The sequence below is a fragment of the Bradyrhizobium erythrophlei genome, from assembly GCF_042430365.1.
Classification (GTDB): domain Bacteria; phylum Pseudomonadota; class Alphaproteobacteria; order Rhizobiales; family Xanthobacteraceae; genus Bradyrhizobium; species Bradyrhizobium erythrophlei.
The window spans coordinates 20,238-37,692 of the sequence record NZ_JBHMET010000187.1; the positions used below are offsets into that span (position 1 = coordinate 20,238).

The window sequence follows — 17,455 nt, forward strand, 5'->3', positions numbered from 1 at the left end:
GTTCTCCCGATACCCGTGTTCTTAACCGCAAGCTTCAGCCGATCGCATAGACGAGACTGAGCAGCCCGCCTTCGCGCTGCTCGACCTTGCGCAGTTCGAGCCGATGGCGCTTCTCCGTCGTCGCAAACAGCGGCGTCCCGGGACCGGCGATCAGCGGATAGACCAGCAGGCGGATTTCATCGACCATCCCGGCATCGATCAGGCTCGCCGTGATGCGCGCGCCGCCCATCAGGTAGATGTCCTTGCCGTTCTGCGTCTTCAGCGCTGCAATGGCATCGACGCTGCGGATGAGGCGCGTGCTCGGCCAGGTCGATGCGGTCAGCGTCTTCGACAGCACGTAATGCGGGGTCTGCGCCGCAAAGCGCGCCCATGCGCGTTCGGCCGGCGTCGGCGGGGTGCCGGTGATCCAGGCGGGCTTGTCCGGCTCGTTCTGGATCCCGGTCCAGTAGCGCTCATAGCCGACATACATGTTGCCGCCGAGCACGCAGGCATCGATCTGAGACGTCAGGTCATAGTCGTCGGACCACGCATGGACCCAATCCGCCATTCCCTCGGCGCCTTCCATCTTGCCGTCGACGGACAGCTTCATTGCCGCAATCAACTTCCGCATGCCGGGTCCCTTTCTTCCCTGATGTCAGGGCGGGCGCTTTGGACCGCCTCATCCGTAGAACCGGCGCGGGTGCGGAAACTCATCGGTGCTGCGCGAAATTTTTTGGCCGGAGCGCACCGACCGCCCCCCCTGGCGGTCGGCCCTTGCCCGCTCCCTTTGTCCGGCGCTTTCGGCTAGAGGGGGAGGAGACGGGGAGACGCCACGGAACGCATGACGCGCAGAGGCGAGAGGGCATCGGGTCGCAGTCTTATCCTGCCGGCGCTGACGGGGTGCGCCGTGCTGCTTGCCACGTGCTGTGGCCGGGCTAACGCCGCCGCGTGCAATTTCGAAGCCCAAGGCGAAGGCCGGGTCGCCACGATCGTCGATGCGCGCAGCTTCCGGCTGGACGACGGCCGCGAGGTCCGCCTCGCCGGTATCGAGGTATCAGACAAGGCCAAGGCCATGGCCGCGCTGTCGGCGCTCCTCGTCGGGCGCGACGTGACGCTGCGCGGCGACGACGACACGCCGGACCGCTATGGCCGCCAGCCGGCCTACGCGTTCGTGTCCGGTGCTGACACACCGGTGCAGGGGGAACTGCTGAGGCGAGGGCTCGCCCTCGTTTCGGCCGATGTCGCGGATAGAGACTGCGCCGCGGCGCTGATGGCGGCCGAGGCCGAGGCGCGGCAGGCCAAATCGGGAACCTGAGCGGAAACCACCGTCATAAAAAACGCGGAAAGTCCGGGCGATATTTTGGCAGGGATTGGGCGCTTTGCGTTGGTCGAGGGCCGGGTTTTGTCTGTGCGACAGGCCGGGGCAACGACCTATCTGAATTTTGGCCGAAACTGGACTCGGGACTTTGCGGTGACTATTTCAAGGCGCATAGTCCCCGCCTTCGAGGCCGCGGGGCTGGCACCTAAGTCCCTCGAAAATCGACGGATTCGTGTCCGCGGCTGGGTGGAAGCACGAAGCGGCCCACGAATTGAGTTGCTCCGGCTGGGGCAGGTAGAAGTGCTCGGGAACCCGTGAACGTGATTGAGCGTGCAGGACGGCGTAAGGGACTGATGGGCCGCCGCCTTTCGGCTGCGCCGGCGCTCGTCTGCGCCGCAGTCGCGCTGTCCGCCTGCGGCAATCTCGGCCGGTTCGAGACCGCCGCCCCGGCCGCGACGGCCGCCCCGGCGCCGAAGCCCAATCGCGTGGTGACCCAAACGCCGGCCACCGAGCGGGAGCATGAGCGGATCCTCGCCTCCTATGGCGGCGCCTATGACGATCCGAAGCTCGAAGCCCTGATCAGCAAGACCGTCGAGCGGCTGGTCGCGGCCTCCGACCGTCCCGACCAGGCCTACAAGGTCACGATCCTCAATTCCGGCGCGGTCAACGCCTTCGCGCTGCCGACCGGCCAGCTCTATGTCACGCGCGGGCTGGTTGCGCTCGCCAGCGACACCTCCGAATTGTCCTCCGTGCTCAGCCACGAGATGGCGCATGTCCTTGCGAAGCACGCCTCGATCCGCGAGGATCAGGCGCGGCAGGCGGCGGTGGTGACGCGCGTCGTCACCGACATGAGCAACGACCCCGACCTCACCGCGCTCGCGCTCGCCAAGACCAAGCTGACGATGGCAAGCTTTTCGCGGCAGCAGGAATTCGAGGCCGACGGCATCGGCGTCGGCCTTGCGGCCCGCGCGCATTTCGATCCCTATGGCGCGGCGCGCTTCCTCACCGCGATGGAGCGCAACGCGGCGCTGAAGGTCGGCAAGACCACGCTCGATCCGCGCGCGCAGGATTTCACCTCGTCGCATCCGGCGACGCCCGAGCGCATCGCCAACGCGCAGACGACCGCACGGCAATACACCTCGCCGGACAACAACGAGCGCGACCGCGAGACCTATCTCGCCGTGATCGACAACATCGTCTATGGCGAGGACCCCAGCGAAGGTTTTGTGCGCGGCCGCCGTTTCCTGCACCCCAAGCTCGGCTTCACCTTCCAGGCGCCCGACACCTTCACGCTCGACAACACCGCGCAGGCGGTGATCGGCGTGCGCGAGGGCGGCACGCAGGCGATGCGTTTCGACGTGGTGCGGGTGCCGGCCGAGCAGTCGCTCGGCGACTACCTCAATTCCGGCTGGATGGAAGGCGTCGAGAAGGCCTCGACCGAGGATCTCTCCATCAACGGCTTCCCGGCGGCGTCCGCCACCGCGCATGGCGACCAGTGGCAGTTCAAGGTCTACGCGCTGCGCTTCGGCAGCGACGTCTACCGCTTCATCTTCGCCGCCAAGCAGAAGACCACCGAGAGCGAGCGCAACGCGCGCGAGACCGTCAACTCGTTCCGCCGCCTGACGCTGGACGAGATCCAGGCCGCGCGCCCCTTGCGCATCAAGATCATCAATGTGCAGCCCGGCGACACCGTGGAATCGCTGTCGCACCGGATGGCCGGCGTCGACCACCCCGCCGAGCGCTTCCGCATGCTCAACGGGCTCGACGCTCACGCCCAGGTCAAGCCGCGCGACCGCGTCAAGATCGTGGTGGATTGAGGCGCGCCGAGAACCGTAGCCCGGATGGAGCGAAGCGTAATCCGGGTTGGAAACCGCGGCCCCGGATTGCGCTGCGCTTCATCCGGGCTACAAGTTACTTTGCCTTCTCCTTCAGGAACGCGATGATGTCGGCGCGGTCCTTGGGATCATCGACCTCGTAGAACATCTTGGTGCCGGGAACGAGCTTCTCCGGCCCCGCCAGCCATTTGTCGAGATTCTCCTCGGTCCAGACGATCTTCGAGTTCTTCAGTTCAGGCGAGTAGTCGTAGCCGGCGACCGTGCCGGCGGTGCGCCCGATGACGCCCTTGTGCGACGGGCCGACGCCGTTCTTCTCGATCGAGTGGCAGGCGCCGCAGTCGCGGTAGAGCTCTTCGCCATGCGCGGCATTTCCCGCCGCATTGGCTGAGTTGGCCGCGATCAGGGTTGCAGCGGCAACCGCCGCAAGGGTTTTCGCGTGCCGGAACGCGGCGCGGCGGACGTTCGAACGAAGAGGCATCGCAACGGGCTCCTGTTTGCCATCAGCTCAGGAGCGGCCGTGCGGCCATTTTATTCCCGTTGCTTTGCGTAAATTCCGGCCCGGCTGTGGGCAACTCAGTCGTCACAGCGGCCGTAATAGTTCCGTATCAGGCGATAATGCGCCCCGGATTGCGAGAATTCCTGATGCAGGCAGCCCTCCGCTCGGCGATGGATCTGCCGCGCGCCTTCGCAGCTGAAGTGCTCGAAATGCAGCCTGATGGTGCGTGCGTGGTCGAGATAGGTCGCGAAATAATGCGCCGCGTTGGGCCGTGTGCTGCACATCTGGACGACCGAACTCCGCACCTCTGGCGGGAGGCCGTCGATATGGTCGGCATTCCAGGGATCGTCATGCGGGAAGCTACCGCGCGCAGGAGCGGGCGATGGGGCCATCAGGCCGAACAACAGAACAATGGTGGTGATCGATCCGCGACGCCCGCGTGGTTTCCAAGCGGTCATGCTCAGCCGCCTCGACCGGCGTTTGTGAGTATGTCGCTGATTCCGGCTGGACGCCAGCCGTATCGCTCTCTAGCAATGGAACTTCCTGGTGAAATCTATTTTGCAAGCGCGTGCGGAATAATTGCCAATCTGGCCGATCTTTATCGCAGGTGCAGCATGTGCTGCGACGACGCGCGATTGGAGTATCACCGCCATTGAGTCCGGGTTGGTTTGGCGTTGGCGCGCGGATTTGTCTGCGCGGGTGCATCCTCATTGCGCTCGCGGTGTTGACGGCTGCCGGCGCGCGCGCCGAGGGGTGCCCCAAGGCGAGCGACGAGATCGCGACCGACCGCCCGGACGTCACCAATTCCAGCATCGTCGTGCCGGTCGGCAGCCTGCAGAACGAGAACGGGATCAACCTGACCGCGCGCGACGGCGGCCGCACCATCGACGGCACCAACAGCCGGTGGCGGCTCGGCATCGCGCCCTGCCTGGAAGTCCTGATCGACCTGCCGACCTATTTCGGCACCGTGAAATCGCCGGGCAGTTCGGGCTTTTCCAACGTCGCACCTGCCGTCAAATGGCAGGTCAGCCCGCTGCCCGGAAAGTTCGACCTGTCCATGACGGCCGGCGTGGCGCTGCCGACCGGTGCCGCCGAGATCGCGGGACGCGGCGCCCAGCCCTACATCCAGTTCCCATGGTCGTATGAGCTGCATGACGGCTGGGGCCTCAGCGGCATGTTCACGGAGTTCTTCCGTCCGGCCGAGTTCTCCGGCAAGCGCATGTCGGAAGCGACCTTCGTGATCGAGAAGAAGCTCGACCAGAAGACGAGCGTATTCACGGAATATGTCGGCGACTATCCGGACGGCACACGCCCGATCCAGCTCCTCAACTCCGGCGCCGTGTACCATCTGACGCCGACCCAGCAGGTCGACGTCCACGTCGCGTTCGGGCTGAACCGCAACTCGCCGAGCTATATCGTCGGCGTGGGCTATTCGTTCCGCGTGGATGGGTTGTTTCGCTAGACAACGATCGGTAGCCCGGATGAAGCGAAGCGCAATCCGGGGCAGGACTATCCGCGGGCTACAGTGGTCCCGGATTTCGCTTCGCTTCATCCGGGCTACAAGAATGGCGCCTTTAGCGCTCCGCCTCGCGCAATCCGCTCAGCCACAGCGCCAGCAGCGTCCACACCGCGCCCGACAGCAGATACGCGCCGGCCGAGATCAAGCCGAAATGGGTCGCGAGCAGCAGCGCGGCGAGCGGTGCGAAGCCGGCGCCGAACAGCCAGGCGAAATCCGATGTCAGCGCGGAGGCCGTGTAGCGGTAGGTCCGCGCGAAGCTGGACGCGATCGCGCCCGACGACTGGCCGAAGGAGAGCCCGAGCAGGATGAAGCCGAGCACCATGTAGACCGTCTCGCCGACCGCGCCGGCATCGAGCAGCTGCGGTGCGAAGCCGCTATACACCGCGATCGCGATCGCCGAGCCAATGAGCAGCGACTTGCGCCCGACCCGGTCGGCGATCATACCCGACGCCACGATTGCGCCGACGCCGACCATGGCGCCGACCATCTCAATGATCAGGAAGCGCACCGGGCTTTCCTTGGTGAACAGGAACACCCAGGACAACGGAAACACCGTGACCATGTGGAACAGCGCAAAGCTCGCCAGCGGCGCGAAGGCGCCGAGCAGGATGTGGCGACCCTCGTGCTTGACCGTCTCGGTGACACGCGACGGCTGCAAATCGCGGCTTTCGAACAGCTCCGAGTATTCGTTCGTCGCCACCATGCGCAGCCGCGCGAACAGTGCCACGACGTTGATCGCGAAGGCGACGAAGAACGGGTAGCGCCAGCCCCAGTCGAAGAAATCATCCGCCGAGAGGTTGCCGGCAAAGAAGGCGAACAGCGCGCTTGCGACGATCAGTCCGAGCGGCGCGCCGAGCTGCGGCACCATCGCGTACCAGCCGCGTTGCCGCGCCGGCGCGTTCAGCGCGAGCAGCGAGGCGAGCCCGTCCCATGCACCGCCCCAGGCGATGCCCTGCGCAGCGCGCGCCGCGGCAAGCAGCCAGATCGCCGCCACGCCGATCGTCGTGTAGCCGGGCAGGAACGCGATCGCCACTGTCGAGGTGCCGAGCAGGAACAGCGCGATGATCAGCTTGGCGCCTTTGCCGTAGCGGCGGTCGACCGCCATGAAGATCACGGTGCCGAGCGGACGCGCGGCGAAGGCCAGCGCAAAGATCGCGAAGGAATAGAGCGTGCCGGTCAGTTCGTTGACGAACGGAAACACCAGCTTCGGAAACACGATCACCGAGGCGATCGCATAGACGAAGAAGTCGAAGAACTCGGACGTGCGGCCGATGATGACGCCGATCGCGATTTCGCCGGGTTTTGCCTGGCCGTGCCCTGCCCTCATCGGATTGCCGTCAGCTAATGCAGGGGCCTGTGCCATTACCATCGCACCGTCATCGTCGTTGAACATGCGGCCGGGAGGCGGTCTCGCCACGCGGTCCAGTTGACTGTTTGGCCCCCTATATCGCAGTGCAACATTGGACAAATTGTCCAATGTCCCCTTTGTTGCATCGCAGCTACCCCTTGGCGGACCTACTAAAATTCCAGCCGAAGAATCTAACGGGGTGAGCCGTGCGCGCCTTGAAATTGTTGGCCTTATTGCCGTTTGCGGCCTTGCTTGGCGGGTGCGACTTCGTCGTCCTTGCCCCGGCCGGCGACGTCGCCGCGCAGCAGCGCGATCTCGTCCTCATCTCCACCGTCCTGATGCTTTTGATCGTCGTGCCGGTGATGGCGCTGACGGTGTTTTTCGCCTGGCGCTACCGCCAGTCCAACACGTCAGCGCCTTACGAGCCGGAATGGGATCACTCGACGCAGCTCGAGCTCGTGATCTGGTCGGCCCCGCTCCTGATCATCGTCTGCCTGGGCGCGCTGACCTGGATGGGCACGCATTTGCTCGATCCCTACCGCTCGCTCGGCCGCATCGCCGCTGACAAGCCGATCGAGGCCAAGGACACGCCGCTCAATGTCGAGGTGGTCGCGCTCGACTGGAAGTGGCTGTTCATCTACCCCGACTACGGCGTCGCGTCCCTCAACGAGCTTGCCGCTCCGATCGATCGCCCGATCCGCTTCCGCATCACGGCCTCCTCCGTGATGAACTCCTTCTACATCCCCGCACTCGCCGGCCAGATCTACGCCATGCCCGGGATGGAGACGAAGCTGCACGCGGTCGCCAACAAGGAAGGTACCTTCAAGGGCTTCTCCGCCAATTACAGCGGCGCCGGCTTCTCTGGAATGCATTTCGCGTTCAAGAGCGTCTCCGCGCCCGATTTCGACAAGTGGATCGCCGCCGCCAAGTCGAGCGGCAACATGCTCGGCCGCTCCGACTATTTGCAGCTCGAACGCCCGAGCTCGAACGAGCCAGTGCGCCGCTACGGCGCGGTCGACCGCGATCTCTACAAGGCGATCCTCAACATGTGCGTCGAGCCAGGCAAGATGTGCATGAGCGAGATGATGGCGATCGACGCCAAGGGCGGGCTCGGACGCGAGGGCCTGAACAACACGCTGCCGCTCGCTTACGACAAATATGCCCGCCGCGGCGCGCCGTTCGGCGCGGAGCCGACCTTCGTCGCCGGCATCTGCGCGATCGACGAGCTGAAGAACGAGCCGTCGCGCGAGATCTCAGCTCCCTTCGACATGACGCCGCTACGCGGGGTCGGGCTGCAACGCCCGCCGTTCTCCCCGGCCAAGACGTCTTCGACATCCCTTCTGCTCGGACCCCGTCCGAAATCAGTCTCCTAAAGAGGGCCGCATGCTCGACAATCCCGTCCTCATCAAGGCGATCTTCGGCCGCCTCACCCTGGAATCGCTGCCGCTGCACGAGCCGATCGTGGTCGGCACCTTCGCCGTCGTCGCGCTCGGCGGCGCAGCCCTGCTCGGCGCCGTCACCTATTTCCGGCTGTGGGGCTATCTGTGGCGCGAGTGGTTCACCACCGTCGACCACAAGCGCATCGGCATCATGTACATGATCCTCGGCATCGTGATGCTGCTGCGCGGTTTCGCCGACGCCATCATGATGCGCCTGCAGCAGGCGATCGCCTTTGGCGGTTCCGAAGGCTATCTCAACGCCCACCACTACGACCAGATCTTCACGGCGCACGGCGTGATCATGATCTTCTTCGTGGCGATGCCGCTGGTGACCGGCCTGATGAACTACGTGGTGCCGCTGCAGATCGGCGCGCGCGACGTCTCATTCCCCTTCCTCAACAATTTCAGCTTCTGGATGACGGTCGGCGGCGCCGTGCTGGTGATGATGTCGCTGTTCATCGGCGAATTCGCGCGCACCGGCTGGCTCGCCTACCCGCCGCTGTCGAATCTCGGCTACAGTCCCGACGTCGGCGTCGACTACTACATATGGGCGCTGCAGGTCGCCGGCGTCGGCACGACGCTATCGGGCATCAACTTGATCTGCACCATCGTCAAGCTGCGCGCGCCGGGCATGTCGATGATGAAGATGCCGGTCTTCACCTGGACCTCGCTCTGCACCAACGTCCTGATCGTCGCCTCCTTCCCGGTTCTGACCGTGGTGCTGGCGCTGTTGTCGCTCGACCGCTACGTCGGCACCAATTTCTTCACGAACGATTTCGGCGGCAGCCCGATGATGTACGTGAACCTGATCTGGATCTGGGGCCATCCCGAGGTCTACATCCTAGTGCTGCCGGCGTTCGGCATCTTCTCCGAGGTGACCTCGACCTTCTCGGGCAAGCGGCTGTTCGGCTACACCTCGATGGTCTACGCCACCGTCGTCATCACCATCCTGTCCTACCTGGTCTGGCTGCATCATTTCTTCACGATGGGCTCCGGCGCCAGCGTGAACTCGTTCTTCGGCATCACGACCATGATCATCTCGATCCCGACGGGCGCGAAGATGTTCAACTGGCTGTTCACGATGTATCGCGGCCGCATCCGCTTCGAGCTGCCGATGATGTGGACGATCGCCTTCATGCTGACCTTCGTCGTCGGCGGCATGACCGGCGTGCTGCTCGCAGTCCCCCCGGCCGACTTCGTGCTGCACAACAGCCTGTTCCTGATCGCGCATTTCCACAACGTGATCATCGGCGGCGTGGTGTTCGGCGCGTTCGCCGGCATCAGCTACTGGTTCCCCAAGGCGTTCGGCTTCAGGCTCGATCCGTTCTGGGGCAAGATGTCGTTCTGGTTCTGGGTCACCGGGTTTTGTCTCGCCTTCACGCCGCTCTACGTGCTCGGCCTGATGGGCGTCACCCGCCGTTTGCGCGTGTTCGACGATCCCAGCTTGCAGATCTGGTTCGTCATCGCCGGCATCGGCGCCTTCCTGATCCTGCTCGGCATCATGTCGATGCTGGTGCAGTTCGCGGTCTCGATCCTGCGCCGCGAGAAGCTGCGCGACGTCACCGGCGATCCCTGGAACGCGCGCACGCTGGAATGGGCGACCTCGTCGCCGCCGCCGGCCTACAACTTCGCCTTCACGCCCGTTGTCTATGACAACGATGCCTGGTGGGACATGAAGCGCCGCGGCTATCGCCGCCCGCTCACCGGCTTCAAGCCGATCCATATGCCCTCCAACACCGGCACCGGCGTCATTCTCGCCGCGCTGTCCACCGCGATGGGGTTCGGCCTGATCTGGTACATCTGGTGGCTTGCGGCGGCGAGCTTCATCGCGCTGCTCGCGGTCGCGATCGGCCACACCTTCAACTATCACCGCGACTTTCACATCCCTGCGGATGAGGTGGTGCGGGTCGAAGACGCGCGGACGCGCCTGATATCAGCGGGAGCCAAGTCATGACAGTCGCCGTTATCCCCTCGCAGAATTCAGAGCCGGTCTTTCACGTCATCGACGAGCACGCGCACCCCGAAGGCGCCAGCACCATGCTGGGCTTCTGGGTCTACCTGATGAGCGACTGCCTCATCTTCGCGATGCTATTTGCCGTCTACGGCGTGCTCGGCGGCAGCTACGCCGCAGGTCCCGCGCCGAAGGACCTGTTCGACCTGCCGCTGGTTGCGCTCAACACCTCGATGCTGCTGATGTCGTCGATCACCTACGGCTTTGCGATGCTGACGATGGAGAAGTCGCAGATCCGCGCGACGCAGGCCTGGCTCGCGGTGACCGGGCTGTTCGGCCTCGCCTTCATCGGCATCGAGCTCTCCGAGTTCGCGCACATGATTCATGAGGGCGCAACGCCGCAGCGCAGCGCCTTCCTGTCCTCCTTCTTCACGCTGGTCGGCACCCACGGGCTGCACGTCTCCTTCGGCTTGGTCTGGCTGGTGACGCTGATGGTCCAGGTCGCCCGCCATGGCCTGATCGCGGCCAACAGGCGCCGCCTGATGTGTCTGTCGATGTTCTGGCACTTCCTCGACGTGGTCTGGATCGGCGTCTTCACCTTCGTCTATCTGATGGGAATGCTGCGATGAAAGCCGATACTCACGCCCTGCAACCCGAAGCCGGCGACCACGATGCCCATGGCGCCGCGGCGCATGGCTCGCTGTCGAGCTATCTGATCGGCTTCGGTCTCTCCGTCGTCCTCACCGCGATCCCGTTCTGGCTGGTGATGTCTGGTTCGCTCGGCAGCAAGCCGCTGACTGCGCTCGCCATCATGCTGCTCGCGGCGGTGCAGATCGTGGTGCACATGATCTACTTCCTGCACATGAACACCCGGTCCGAGAACGGCTGGAGCATGATGGCGCTGATCTTCACCGTGATCATGGTCGTGATCGCGCTCACCGGATCGCTGTGGGTGATGCATCACCTCAACGTCAACATGATGCCGGTGCACGACATGAGCAACATGCCGTGACCGTGCGGGGTGTCCGCAACCCCTCTTCACCTCTCCCGCTTGCGGGGGAGGTCGAATCGCATCGCAAGATGCGATTCGGGTGGGGGCTCTCTCCACTCGAAGATTCCGACTCGCGGAGACACCCCCGCCCCAGCCCTCCCCCGCAAGCGGGAGAGGGAGCGCGGTCCCGACGCGGTCGCAGTTCAGCTTTCTCTCGTTACGCGGTGCTCACGCTCGGCATGCTGGGCGTGATGGTCCTGACCGCGCTCGGCGTCTGGCAGATCGAGCGCAGGACCTGGAAGCTCGCGCTGATCGACCGGGTCGAGCAGCGCATCCACGCCGCGCCGGTGGCGATGCCCGCGCCCGCATCGTGGCCTGACGTCACGGCGGCCAGCGATGAGTACCGGCGCGTGACCATCAGCGGCCGCTTCCTGGACGCCGACGAAACGCTGGTCCAGGCGGTGACGGTTCACGGCCCCGGCTTCTGGGTGCTGACGCCGCTGCGAACAGCCGATGGAACCACGGTGCTGGTCAATCGCGGTTTCGTGCCGCCCGAGCGGCGCGATCCTGCGACCCGGCACACCGCCGATCCGGACGCGACGGTGAGCATCACCGGCCTGTTGCGGATGTCGGAGCCGAAAGGCGGCTTCCTGCGCAGCAATGATCCGGCCGCGGGCCGCTGGTACTCGCGCGACGTCGCCGCGATCTCAGCCGTGCATGGATTGTCGCAGGCCGCGCCCTTCTTCATCGATGCCGGCGCAGCCGAGACCCCCGCCGGCTACCCGCTCGGCGGACTGACGGTGATCCGGTTTCCGAACAACCACCTGATTTACGCGCTGACATGGTTCGCGCTCGCCATTATGCTGGCGGTCGCACTCCTGCGCAGCGTGCGCGGCAGGGGACGGCTCGGCGGCTTTGACACACGGCGCGCCGCCGTGCGCCGGCTGATCGGCGCAGCACGCAATCTGTCTCGCAACACAGGCCCAGATGCTGAAGCGCACATCGGATCTGCATGACACCAGCGCCGGGGCTCCCGGCAGCGAGGCCGTGACCTTGCCGGTCAGGACCGACGCCGGCGTGGACTCCGGCGCGCTTGCCGCGTTGCCGGCCAAGGACGTGACCAATCGCAAGAACATGGCGCTGCTGATCCAGCTGCGCTGGACGGCGGTGATTGGCCAGATCGTGACGATCGCCTTTGTCGAGCTTTGGCTTGGCATCCCGCTGCCGCTCGCCGCGATGGCCGCGGTGATCTGCGCGCTGATTGTGCTCAACATCGCAAGCCTCATCTGGGTGCGCGACCGCGCCGGGATCGGCCGGCGCGGCCTCCTGATCGCCTTGATGCTCGACGTCGCGGCCCTGACCGCCCAGCTCTACTTGAGTGGTGGCGCGACCAACCCGTTCACCTCGCTCTTTCTGTTGCAGATCACCCTCGGCGCGGTGCTGCTCGATGCGCGCTCGATCTGGTCGCTGGTGGCACTCGCCTGCGCGAGCTTCGCCTGGCTGACGGTCGCCTATCGGCCGCTGGGCCTGCCGCAGCACGGCTTCAACGATCCATTCAGCCTGTACCTTGCCGGCATGTTCGTCGGCTTCGTGCTGGATGCGGTGCTGCTCGTCGTGTTCGTCACCCGCATCAACCGCAATTTGCGCGAACGCGATGCCCACCTGGCCGCGCTGCGGCAACATGCCGCCGAGCAGGATCACATCGTCAGGATGGGCCTGCTCGCCTCGGGCGCCGCCCATGAGCTCGGCACGCCGCTGTCGTCGCTGTCGGTGATCCTGAGCGACTGGCGCCGCATGCCCGCGCTGTCAGCCGACACCGAGCTGTCGCACGACCTCGCCGAGATGGAAACCTCGTTGCAGCGCTGCAAGTCGATCGTGACAGGCATCCTGCTCTCGGCCGGCGAAGCGCGCGGTGAAGGCTCCTCGCCGGCGACGGTGACGGCATTCCTGTCGGCGCTGGTCGGCGAGTGGCGGACCACGCGCCCGGCGGCGACATTGTATTTCCGCAACGCCTTCGGCAGCGACCTGCCGATCGTGTCCGACGTCGCGCTGAAGCAGGCGATCTTCAACGTGCTCGACAATGCCGCCGAGGTCTCGCGCGACTGGATCGAACTGACCGCCGAGCGCGATTCCGACCGGCTCGTGCTGTCGGTCACCGACAGGGGCCCGGGCTTCGCCGCCGAAATGCTCGCGCATCTCGGCAAACCCTATCAGTCGACCAAGGGAACGCCCGGCAGCGGCCTCGGCCTGTTCCTGGTGATGAACGTCGTGCGCAAGCTCGGCGGCGTGGTGACGGCGCGAAACCGCGCCGACATCGGCGCCACCGTCCGCCTCGAGTTCCCGCTGGCGACGCTTGCGATCGGAGACGGCCTTGACGGATGAACGCCAGCTTCTGATCGTCGAGGACGACGCCGGCTTTGCCCGCACGCTGAAGCGCTCGTTCGAGCGCCGCGGCTATGGCGTCATGATCGCCGCCTCGCTCGACGAGGTCCGTCACCTGCTGGAGGAGCAATCACCCGGCCATGCCGTGGTCGATCTCAAGCTCGGCGGCGGCGCTTCGGGGCTCGCCTGCGTGGAAGCGCTGCATGCCCACGATCCGGAGATGCTGATCGTCGTGCTGACGGGGTTTGCGAGCATCGCGACCGCGGTCGAAGCGATCAAGCTCGGCGCCTGCCACTATCTGGCAAAGCCATCAAACACCGACGACATCGAGGCCGCGTTCCTTAGAGCGCAAGGCAACGCCGACATCGAGGTCGGCGCGCGCCCGACCTCGATCAAGACGCTGGAATGGGAACGCATCCATCAAACGCTGATCGAGACCGATTTCAACATCTCCGAAGCCGCGCGCCGGCTCGGCATGCACCGCCGGACGCTGGCGCGCAAGCTCGAGAAGCGGCAGGTGAAGTGACCGGCTGGCAGGGCTCTTGAGGCGACCACTGGCCACGTAGCAGGGCCGCGGATTACCCCATCTGGGGCCCTCTAGGGCATTCAAAGCGGCTGCCGATGGGTATATAAGCGACTTTCGACAAGCATAAACGGATAGTGGGGAGGATACGCATGCCCACGTCTGTTTCGCTCGATGTGAATGGCCGCGTGGTCACGATTGAAGTCGATGACCCCGGCATGCCACTGCTCTATGCATTGCGAGATTATCTTGAATTGAAGGGGCCCCGCTTCGGCTGCGGATTGGGCCAGTGCGGAGCTTGCGCCGTCCTTTCGGATGGCGAGTCGGTGCTCTCATGTGAGACGCCGCTCACCAAGGTCGCCAACAAGAAGATCGTGACACTCGAGGGACTCGGCAGCCCGGAGCGGCCGTCTCCTGTTCAGCAAGCCTTTATCGACGAGCAGGCCGCACAATGCGGCTTTTGTCTCAACGGCATGATCATACGGGCGACCGCACTCCTCGCGACAACCAAGAACCCGACCGTTCCAGAGATCAAGAAGGCGCTCGCCGACAATCTTTGCCGTTGTGGCACGCATCTTCGCATCATTCGGGCGGTCCAGCGGGCGGCCCGCAACGCGTGAGACAAGGGAGACAGAGATGCTCGATTTCGTCTCCACCCGTCGCGGCATTTTGAAGACCGGCGGCGCGCTCGTCGTCACCTTTGCGCTCGCGGCAAAGCCGTATGCGGCTTTGGCGCGGAGCAGCGCCCTGACGAAGACCGTCGCACCCGACGAGGTCGACGGATTTCTGTCGATCGACGCCGACGGACAGGTCACGGTTTATTCCGGCAAGGTCGATCTCGGCACCGGATTGCGCACTGCGCTGACGCAGATCGTGGCCGAGGAGCTCGACGTGCCGATCGACCGGGTCAGGCTCATCCAGGGCGACACCGCGCTGACACCGGACCAAGGTGTAACTGCGGCCAGCCTCTCGATTCAGAAGGGAGGGATGGAGCTTCGACAGGCTGCGGCAACGGCGCGCAAGGCGCTTGCCGAGCTCGCCGCGAAGCGCTTTGGCGTGCCCGTGACGGAGCTTCGCATCGAGGGCGGCACAATCAAGGGCAACGGCATCAGCGCATCCTATGCCGAGCTTATCGGCGACGGCACGTTCTCGCTGAAGATCGACAACAACGCGCCCGCGAAAGACCCGGCCGCGTACAAGGTCGTGGGCAAGTCGGTGGCGCGTCTCGACATTCCGGACAAGGCGACCGGACGCTTCAGCTTCATGCATGATTTTCGCGTTGCCGGAATGCTGCACGGCCGCGTGGTGCGCCCGTTGGCAATTGGCGCCAGTCTTGAAAGCGTCGATGAATCCTCGGTGAGCGGCGTTCCTGGCCTCCTGAAGGTCGTACGCGAACGCAATTTCCTCGGCGTGGTCGCGACAACCGAATGGGGCGCCATCCAGGCCGCACGCAAGCTGAAGGCGACGTGGTCGAACTGGGAGGGGCTGCCGGACCGGGCGGGCCTCTGGGACCACGTTCGCGCCACGCGCATCAGGAGCGATGCGGTGACCTCCAATGTCGGTGATAGCGCCAAGGCGATGGGCGACGCGTCGAAGCGCATCTCGGCGACGTACGATTTCGCCATCCAGACACACGGCTCAATCGGCCCATCCTGCGCCGTCGTCGCGATCAACGACGGAAAGATCACGTGCTGGAGTGCCTCTCAGGCGACGCAGTCCCTCAGACGACAGCTCGCGGCAATGATGGACGTGCCGCTTGACGATGTGCACTGCCTCTATGTCGAAGGTTCGGGCTGTTACGGCCGCAATGGGCACGAAGACGCGGCCGGCGACGCCGCGCTGCTCTCGCGGGCGATGGGCGGCAGGCCCGTGCGCGTCCAATGGATGCGCGCCGACGAGCATGGTTGGGATCCAAAGGGTCCGCCAACATTGGCCGACTTGCGCGCCGGCATCGATGCCGAAGGCAGGATTATTGCCTGGGAATCGGAGTTCTTCCTTCCTGAGGATGGCTTCGCGCCGGTGCCGCTCATCGCGGCCACGCTCGCGGCCGGCGTGCCTGTCGCTCCGATCATGCAGCCCTACCGCCAAGGCAGCCCCAGCATGATGGCCTCCAATTCGGCGATCCCCTACAGTTTGCCGAACATCAAGACCGTCGCGCATCTGCTCGCCGAGACACCTTTCCGCTGGTCCTGGATCCGATCGCCGGGGCGCATGCAAAACGCTTTCGCCAACGAATGCTTCGTCGATGAGATCGCTGCCTCTGTTGGCGTCGACCCGCTCGACCTTCGTCTCAGCCATCTCAAAGACGCGCGCGGCGCCGAGCTCCTGAGACGTCTGGCCACTCTGGCTGGGTGGGAGAGTCGGCTCTCGCCGCGCAGCCCCACTCAGAGCGATGTCATGGTCGGACGCGGCATCAGCTATGCCAAGGATTTCCCATCGCCCACTTATGTCGGCGCGGTGGCCGAAGTCGAGGTCGACCGCAGAAACGGGGAAATCCGCGTGCAGCGTTTCTTCGTCGTGCATGATTGCGGGCAGATCATCAACCCCGACGGGGTCAGGAATCAGATCGAGGGGAACATCATCCAATCCGTCAGCCGCACGTTGAAAGAGGAAGTCCTTTTTGACCGTTCGGCGGTGACAAGCCTGCATTGGGCAACCTATCCAATCCTGACGTTTCCCGAGGTGCCGGACGTCATCATCGAACTCGTCGACCGTCCGACCGAGAAGCCTTCGGGGGCGGGTGAGGCTGCTGCGGCGGTCGTGCCATCCGCGATCTCGAACGCGGTATTTGACGCCATCGGTGTCCGTTTGCGCTCGGTCCCATTTACCCCGGCAAAGGTTCTGGCCGCGATTGAAGGGCACTGACCGGTCATCGTTTAGCAATTGTGAGATAACGGAATGGTCCTGCCGAGGCATTCGTGGGTAACAGCGACGATAGTCCTTGTGCTTGTGGGCACGATCCCCGCATCGCTGATTTGTGCGGCCCCGGACGGCGAGAATTCGGGTGAGGATCTATTGATAGGCAAGAGCCTCGCCGACATGCTGCTCGCCGGCGAAACGGTCATCTCCCGCGAGCAGGACCGGATCAATGATCCAAAGCTCGGCGAGAAGGGCCTCAGCGGCAGCTCGCTGATCGAACAGACGCGCGACATCTACCGCAAGGCAACGGGGGTCGATCCGTCAGCGATCGACCCCGCCTCCCGCCACGGCCGTTTGTTGCGCGTTCAGATGGACGCGATCGTCGAGGTCATGGACGCCAATCAGACGACGATCAACGCGAAGGGGACTGGGTTCAAGGGCTTCATTCCGGCGGTGTTCGCGCGCCTTGTCAACGAGGCCTTTGCCCGCAGGGCAAAGGGGGAGGCTGACGTGAAGGCCACAGGCCCGCCCGATCGCATCCGCAACCGAAAGGCGCGTCCGGACGCGTGGGAGACCACCATCATCAAATCAAAACTGCTCGCGCCAAACTGGCCGCGCGACCAGGCCTATTCGGCGGCCGCCGAAACCGACGGGCGCCCGGCCTTCCGGGTCATGGTGCCACAATACTACGATGAGACGTGCCTGGCTTGCCATGGCTCGCCAAAGGGCGAAGTCGACATAACAGGCTACCCGAAGGAAGGCGCGAAACAGGACGAATTGGGCGGTGTGATCAGCATCATTCTCTACCGATAGCG

The 17,455-nt window shown here is 64.8% G+C and carries 16 protein-coding genes and 1 pseudogene; 13 read left to right on the top strand and 4 right to left on the bottom strand.

Annotated features, from left to right (window positions below; genetic code table 11):
- Nucleotides 1–34: 34 nt before the first annotated feature.
- Nucleotides 35–610 (bottom strand): dihydrofolate reductase family protein, encoded by a 576-nt coding sequence (locus ACFFWD_RS26485; protein ID WP_376970147.1) that lies wholly within the window; start codon nt 608–610, stop codon nt 35–37.
- 210 nt (nt 611–820) lie between these two features.
- Here ACFFWD_RS26485 and ACFFWD_RS26490 point away from each other — a divergent pair.
- Together ACFFWD_RS26490 and ACFFWD_RS26495 are read left to right on the top strand one after the other, a co-directional pair.
- A pseudogene (locus tag ACFFWD_RS26490) lies at nt 821–1,615 on the top strand (thermonuclease family protein).
- Nucleotides 1,616–1,650: 35 nt separating this feature from the next.
- The gene (locus ACFFWD_RS26495; RefSeq protein WP_376970426.1) at nt 1,651–3,114 is read left to right on the top strand and encodes a M48 family metalloprotease; all 1,464 of its coding nucleotides are present in this window, start codon (nt 1,651–1,653) and stop codon (nt 3,112–3,114) included.
- A 94-nt stretch (nt 3,115–3,208) separates the two neighbouring features.
- Here the strand turns inward: ACFFWD_RS26495 and ACFFWD_RS26500 are convergent, their stop codons facing one another.
- The gene (locus ACFFWD_RS26500; RefSeq protein ID WP_376970149.1) at nt 3,209–3,610 is read right to left on the bottom strand and encodes a c-type cytochrome; all 402 of its coding nucleotides are present in this window, start codon (nt 3,608–3,610) and stop codon (nt 3,209–3,211) included.
- Nucleotides 3,611–3,705: 95 nt separating this feature from the next.
- Nucleotides 3,706–4,086, bottom strand: coding sequence for a hypothetical protein (locus tag ACFFWD_RS26505; protein ID WP_376970151.1), 381 nt, complete (start codon nt 4,084–4,086; stop codon nt 3,706–3,708).
- A gap of 263 nt (nt 4,087–4,349) precedes the next feature.
- Here ACFFWD_RS26505 and ACFFWD_RS26510 point away from each other — a divergent pair, with 263 nt between their 5' ends.
- Complete coding sequence (locus tag ACFFWD_RS26510) at nt 4,350–5,090, top strand: transporter (RefSeq protein ID WP_376970153.1); 741 nt, start codon at nt 4,350–4,352, stop codon at nt 5,088–5,090.
- Between the two features lie 112 nt (nt 5,091–5,202).
- On the opposite strand, the gene ACFFWD_RS26515 is transcribed toward ACFFWD_RS26510, so the two are convergent.
- Complete coding sequence (locus tag ACFFWD_RS26515) at nt 5,203–6,516, bottom strand: MFS transporter (RefSeq protein WP_376970155.1); 1,314 nt, start codon at nt 6,514–6,516, stop codon at nt 5,203–5,205.
- A gap of 185 nt (nt 6,517–6,701) precedes the next feature.
- Between ACFFWD_RS26515 and cyoA the strand changes: the two genes are divergently transcribed.
- From cyoA to ACFFWD_RS26565, 10 genes are all read left to right on the top strand, one after another.
- On the top strand, nt 6,702–7,868 hold the full coding sequence (gene cyoA, locus ACFFWD_RS26520; protein ID WP_376970157.1) for a ubiquinol oxidase subunit II: 1,167 nt from the start codon (nt 6,702–6,704) through the stop codon (nt 7,866–7,868).
- Nucleotides 7,869–7,878: 10 nt separating this feature from the next.
- Complete coding sequence (gene cyoB / locus ACFFWD_RS26525; RefSeq protein WP_376970159.1) at nt 7,879–9,888, top strand: cytochrome o ubiquinol oxidase subunit I; 2,010 nt, start codon at nt 7,879–7,881, stop codon at nt 9,886–9,888.
- Nucleotides 9,885–10,514 (top strand): cytochrome o ubiquinol oxidase subunit III, encoded by a 630-nt coding sequence (gene cyoC, locus ACFFWD_RS26530; protein WP_376970161.1) that lies wholly within the window; start codon nt 9,885–9,887, stop codon nt 10,512–10,514. The genes cyoB and cyoC overlap by 4 nt, the downstream gene beginning before the upstream one ends.
- Nucleotides 10,511–10,897 (top strand): cytochrome o ubiquinol oxidase subunit IV, encoded by a 387-nt coding sequence (gene cyoD, locus ACFFWD_RS26535; RefSeq protein ID WP_376970163.1) that lies wholly within the window; start codon nt 10,511–10,513, stop codon nt 10,895–10,897. Before cyoC ends, cyoD begins: the two co-directional genes overlap by 4 nt.
- A gap of 218 nt (nt 10,898–11,115) precedes the next feature.
- On the top strand, nt 11,116–11,892 hold the full coding sequence (locus tag ACFFWD_RS26540; protein ID WP_376970428.1) for an SURF1 family protein: 777 nt from the start codon (nt 11,116–11,118) through the stop codon (nt 11,890–11,892).
- Nucleotides 11,864–13,258: an ATP-binding protein gene (locus ACFFWD_RS26545; protein ID WP_376970165.1), complete on the top strand. Its 1,395-nt coding sequence runs from the start codon at nt 11,864–11,866 to the stop codon at nt 13,256–13,258. The genes ACFFWD_RS26540 and ACFFWD_RS26545 overlap by 29 nt, the downstream gene beginning before the upstream one ends.
- Complete coding sequence (locus ACFFWD_RS26550) at nt 13,248–13,784, top strand: response regulator transcription factor (RefSeq protein ID WP_376970167.1); 537 nt, start codon at nt 13,248–13,250, stop codon at nt 13,782–13,784. Before ACFFWD_RS26545 ends, ACFFWD_RS26550 begins: the two co-directional genes overlap by 11 nt.
- A 149-nt stretch (nt 13,785–13,933) precedes the next feature.
- A complete protein-coding gene (locus ACFFWD_RS26555; protein ID WP_376970169.1) occupies nt 13,934–14,401 on the top strand; it encodes a (2Fe-2S)-binding protein in 468 nt (155 codons plus the stop codon).
- A 16-nt stretch (nt 14,402–14,417) separates the two neighbouring features.
- A complete protein-coding gene (locus tag ACFFWD_RS26560; protein WP_376970171.1) occupies nt 14,418–16,646 on the top strand; it encodes a xanthine dehydrogenase family protein molybdopterin-binding subunit in 2,229 nt (742 codons plus the stop codon).
- A 174-nt stretch (nt 16,647–16,820) separates the two neighbouring features.
- Nucleotides 16,821–17,453 (top strand): Tll0287-like domain-containing protein, encoded by a 633-nt coding sequence (locus ACFFWD_RS26565; protein WP_376970173.1) that lies wholly within the window; start codon nt 16,821–16,823, stop codon nt 17,451–17,453.
- Nucleotides 17,454–17,455: the final 2 nt, after the last annotated feature.

Excerpts from the sequence above, each read along its gene's own strand:
- ACFFWD_RS26485 (WP_376970147.1), bottom strand. The coding sequence starts at position 610 with ATGCGGAAGTTGATTGCGGCAATGAAGCTGTCCGTCGACGGCAAGATG.
- ACFFWD_RS26495 (WP_376970426.1), top strand. The coding sequence starts at position 1,651 with ATGGGCCGCCGCCTTTCGGCTGCGCCGGCGCTCGTCTGCGCCGCAGTC.
- ACFFWD_RS26500 (WP_376970149.1), bottom strand. The coding sequence starts at position 3,610 with ATGCCTCTTCGTTCGAACGTCCGCCGCGCCGCGTTCCGGCACGCGAAA.
- ACFFWD_RS26505 (WP_376970151.1), bottom strand. The coding sequence starts at position 4,086 with ATGACCGCTTGGAAACCACGCGGGCGTCGCGGATCGATCACCACCATT.
- ACFFWD_RS26515 (WP_376970155.1), bottom strand. The coding sequence starts at position 6,516 with ATGGTAATGGCACAGGCCCCTGCATTAGCTGACGGCAATCCGATGAGG.
- cyoB (WP_376970159.1), top strand. The coding sequence starts at position 7,879 with ATGCTCGACAATCCCGTCCTCATCAAGGCGATCTTCGGCCGCCTCACC.
- cyoC (WP_376970161.1), top strand. The coding sequence starts at position 9,885 with ATGACAGTCGCCGTTATCCCCTCGCAGAATTCAGAGCCGGTCTTTCAC.
- cyoD (WP_376970163.1), top strand. The coding sequence starts at position 10,511 with ATGAAAGCCGATACTCACGCCCTGCAACCCGAAGCCGGCGACCACGAT.
- ACFFWD_RS26540 (WP_376970428.1), top strand. The coding sequence starts at position 11,116 with ATGCTGGGCGTGATGGTCCTGACCGCGCTCGGCGTCTGGCAGATCGAG.
- ACFFWD_RS26545 (WP_376970165.1), top strand. The coding sequence starts at position 11,864 with ATGCTGAAGCGCACATCGGATCTGCATGACACCAGCGCCGGGGCTCCC.
- ACFFWD_RS26555 (WP_376970169.1), top strand. The coding sequence starts at position 13,934 with ATGCCCACGTCTGTTTCGCTCGATGTGAATGGCCGCGTGGTCACGATT.
- ACFFWD_RS26560 (WP_376970171.1), top strand. The coding sequence starts at position 14,418 with ATGCTCGATTTCGTCTCCACCCGTCGCGGCATTTTGAAGACCGGCGGC.
- ACFFWD_RS26565 (WP_376970173.1), top strand. The coding sequence starts at position 16,821 with ATGCTGCTCGCCGGCGAAACGGTCATCTCCCGCGAGCAGGACCGGATC.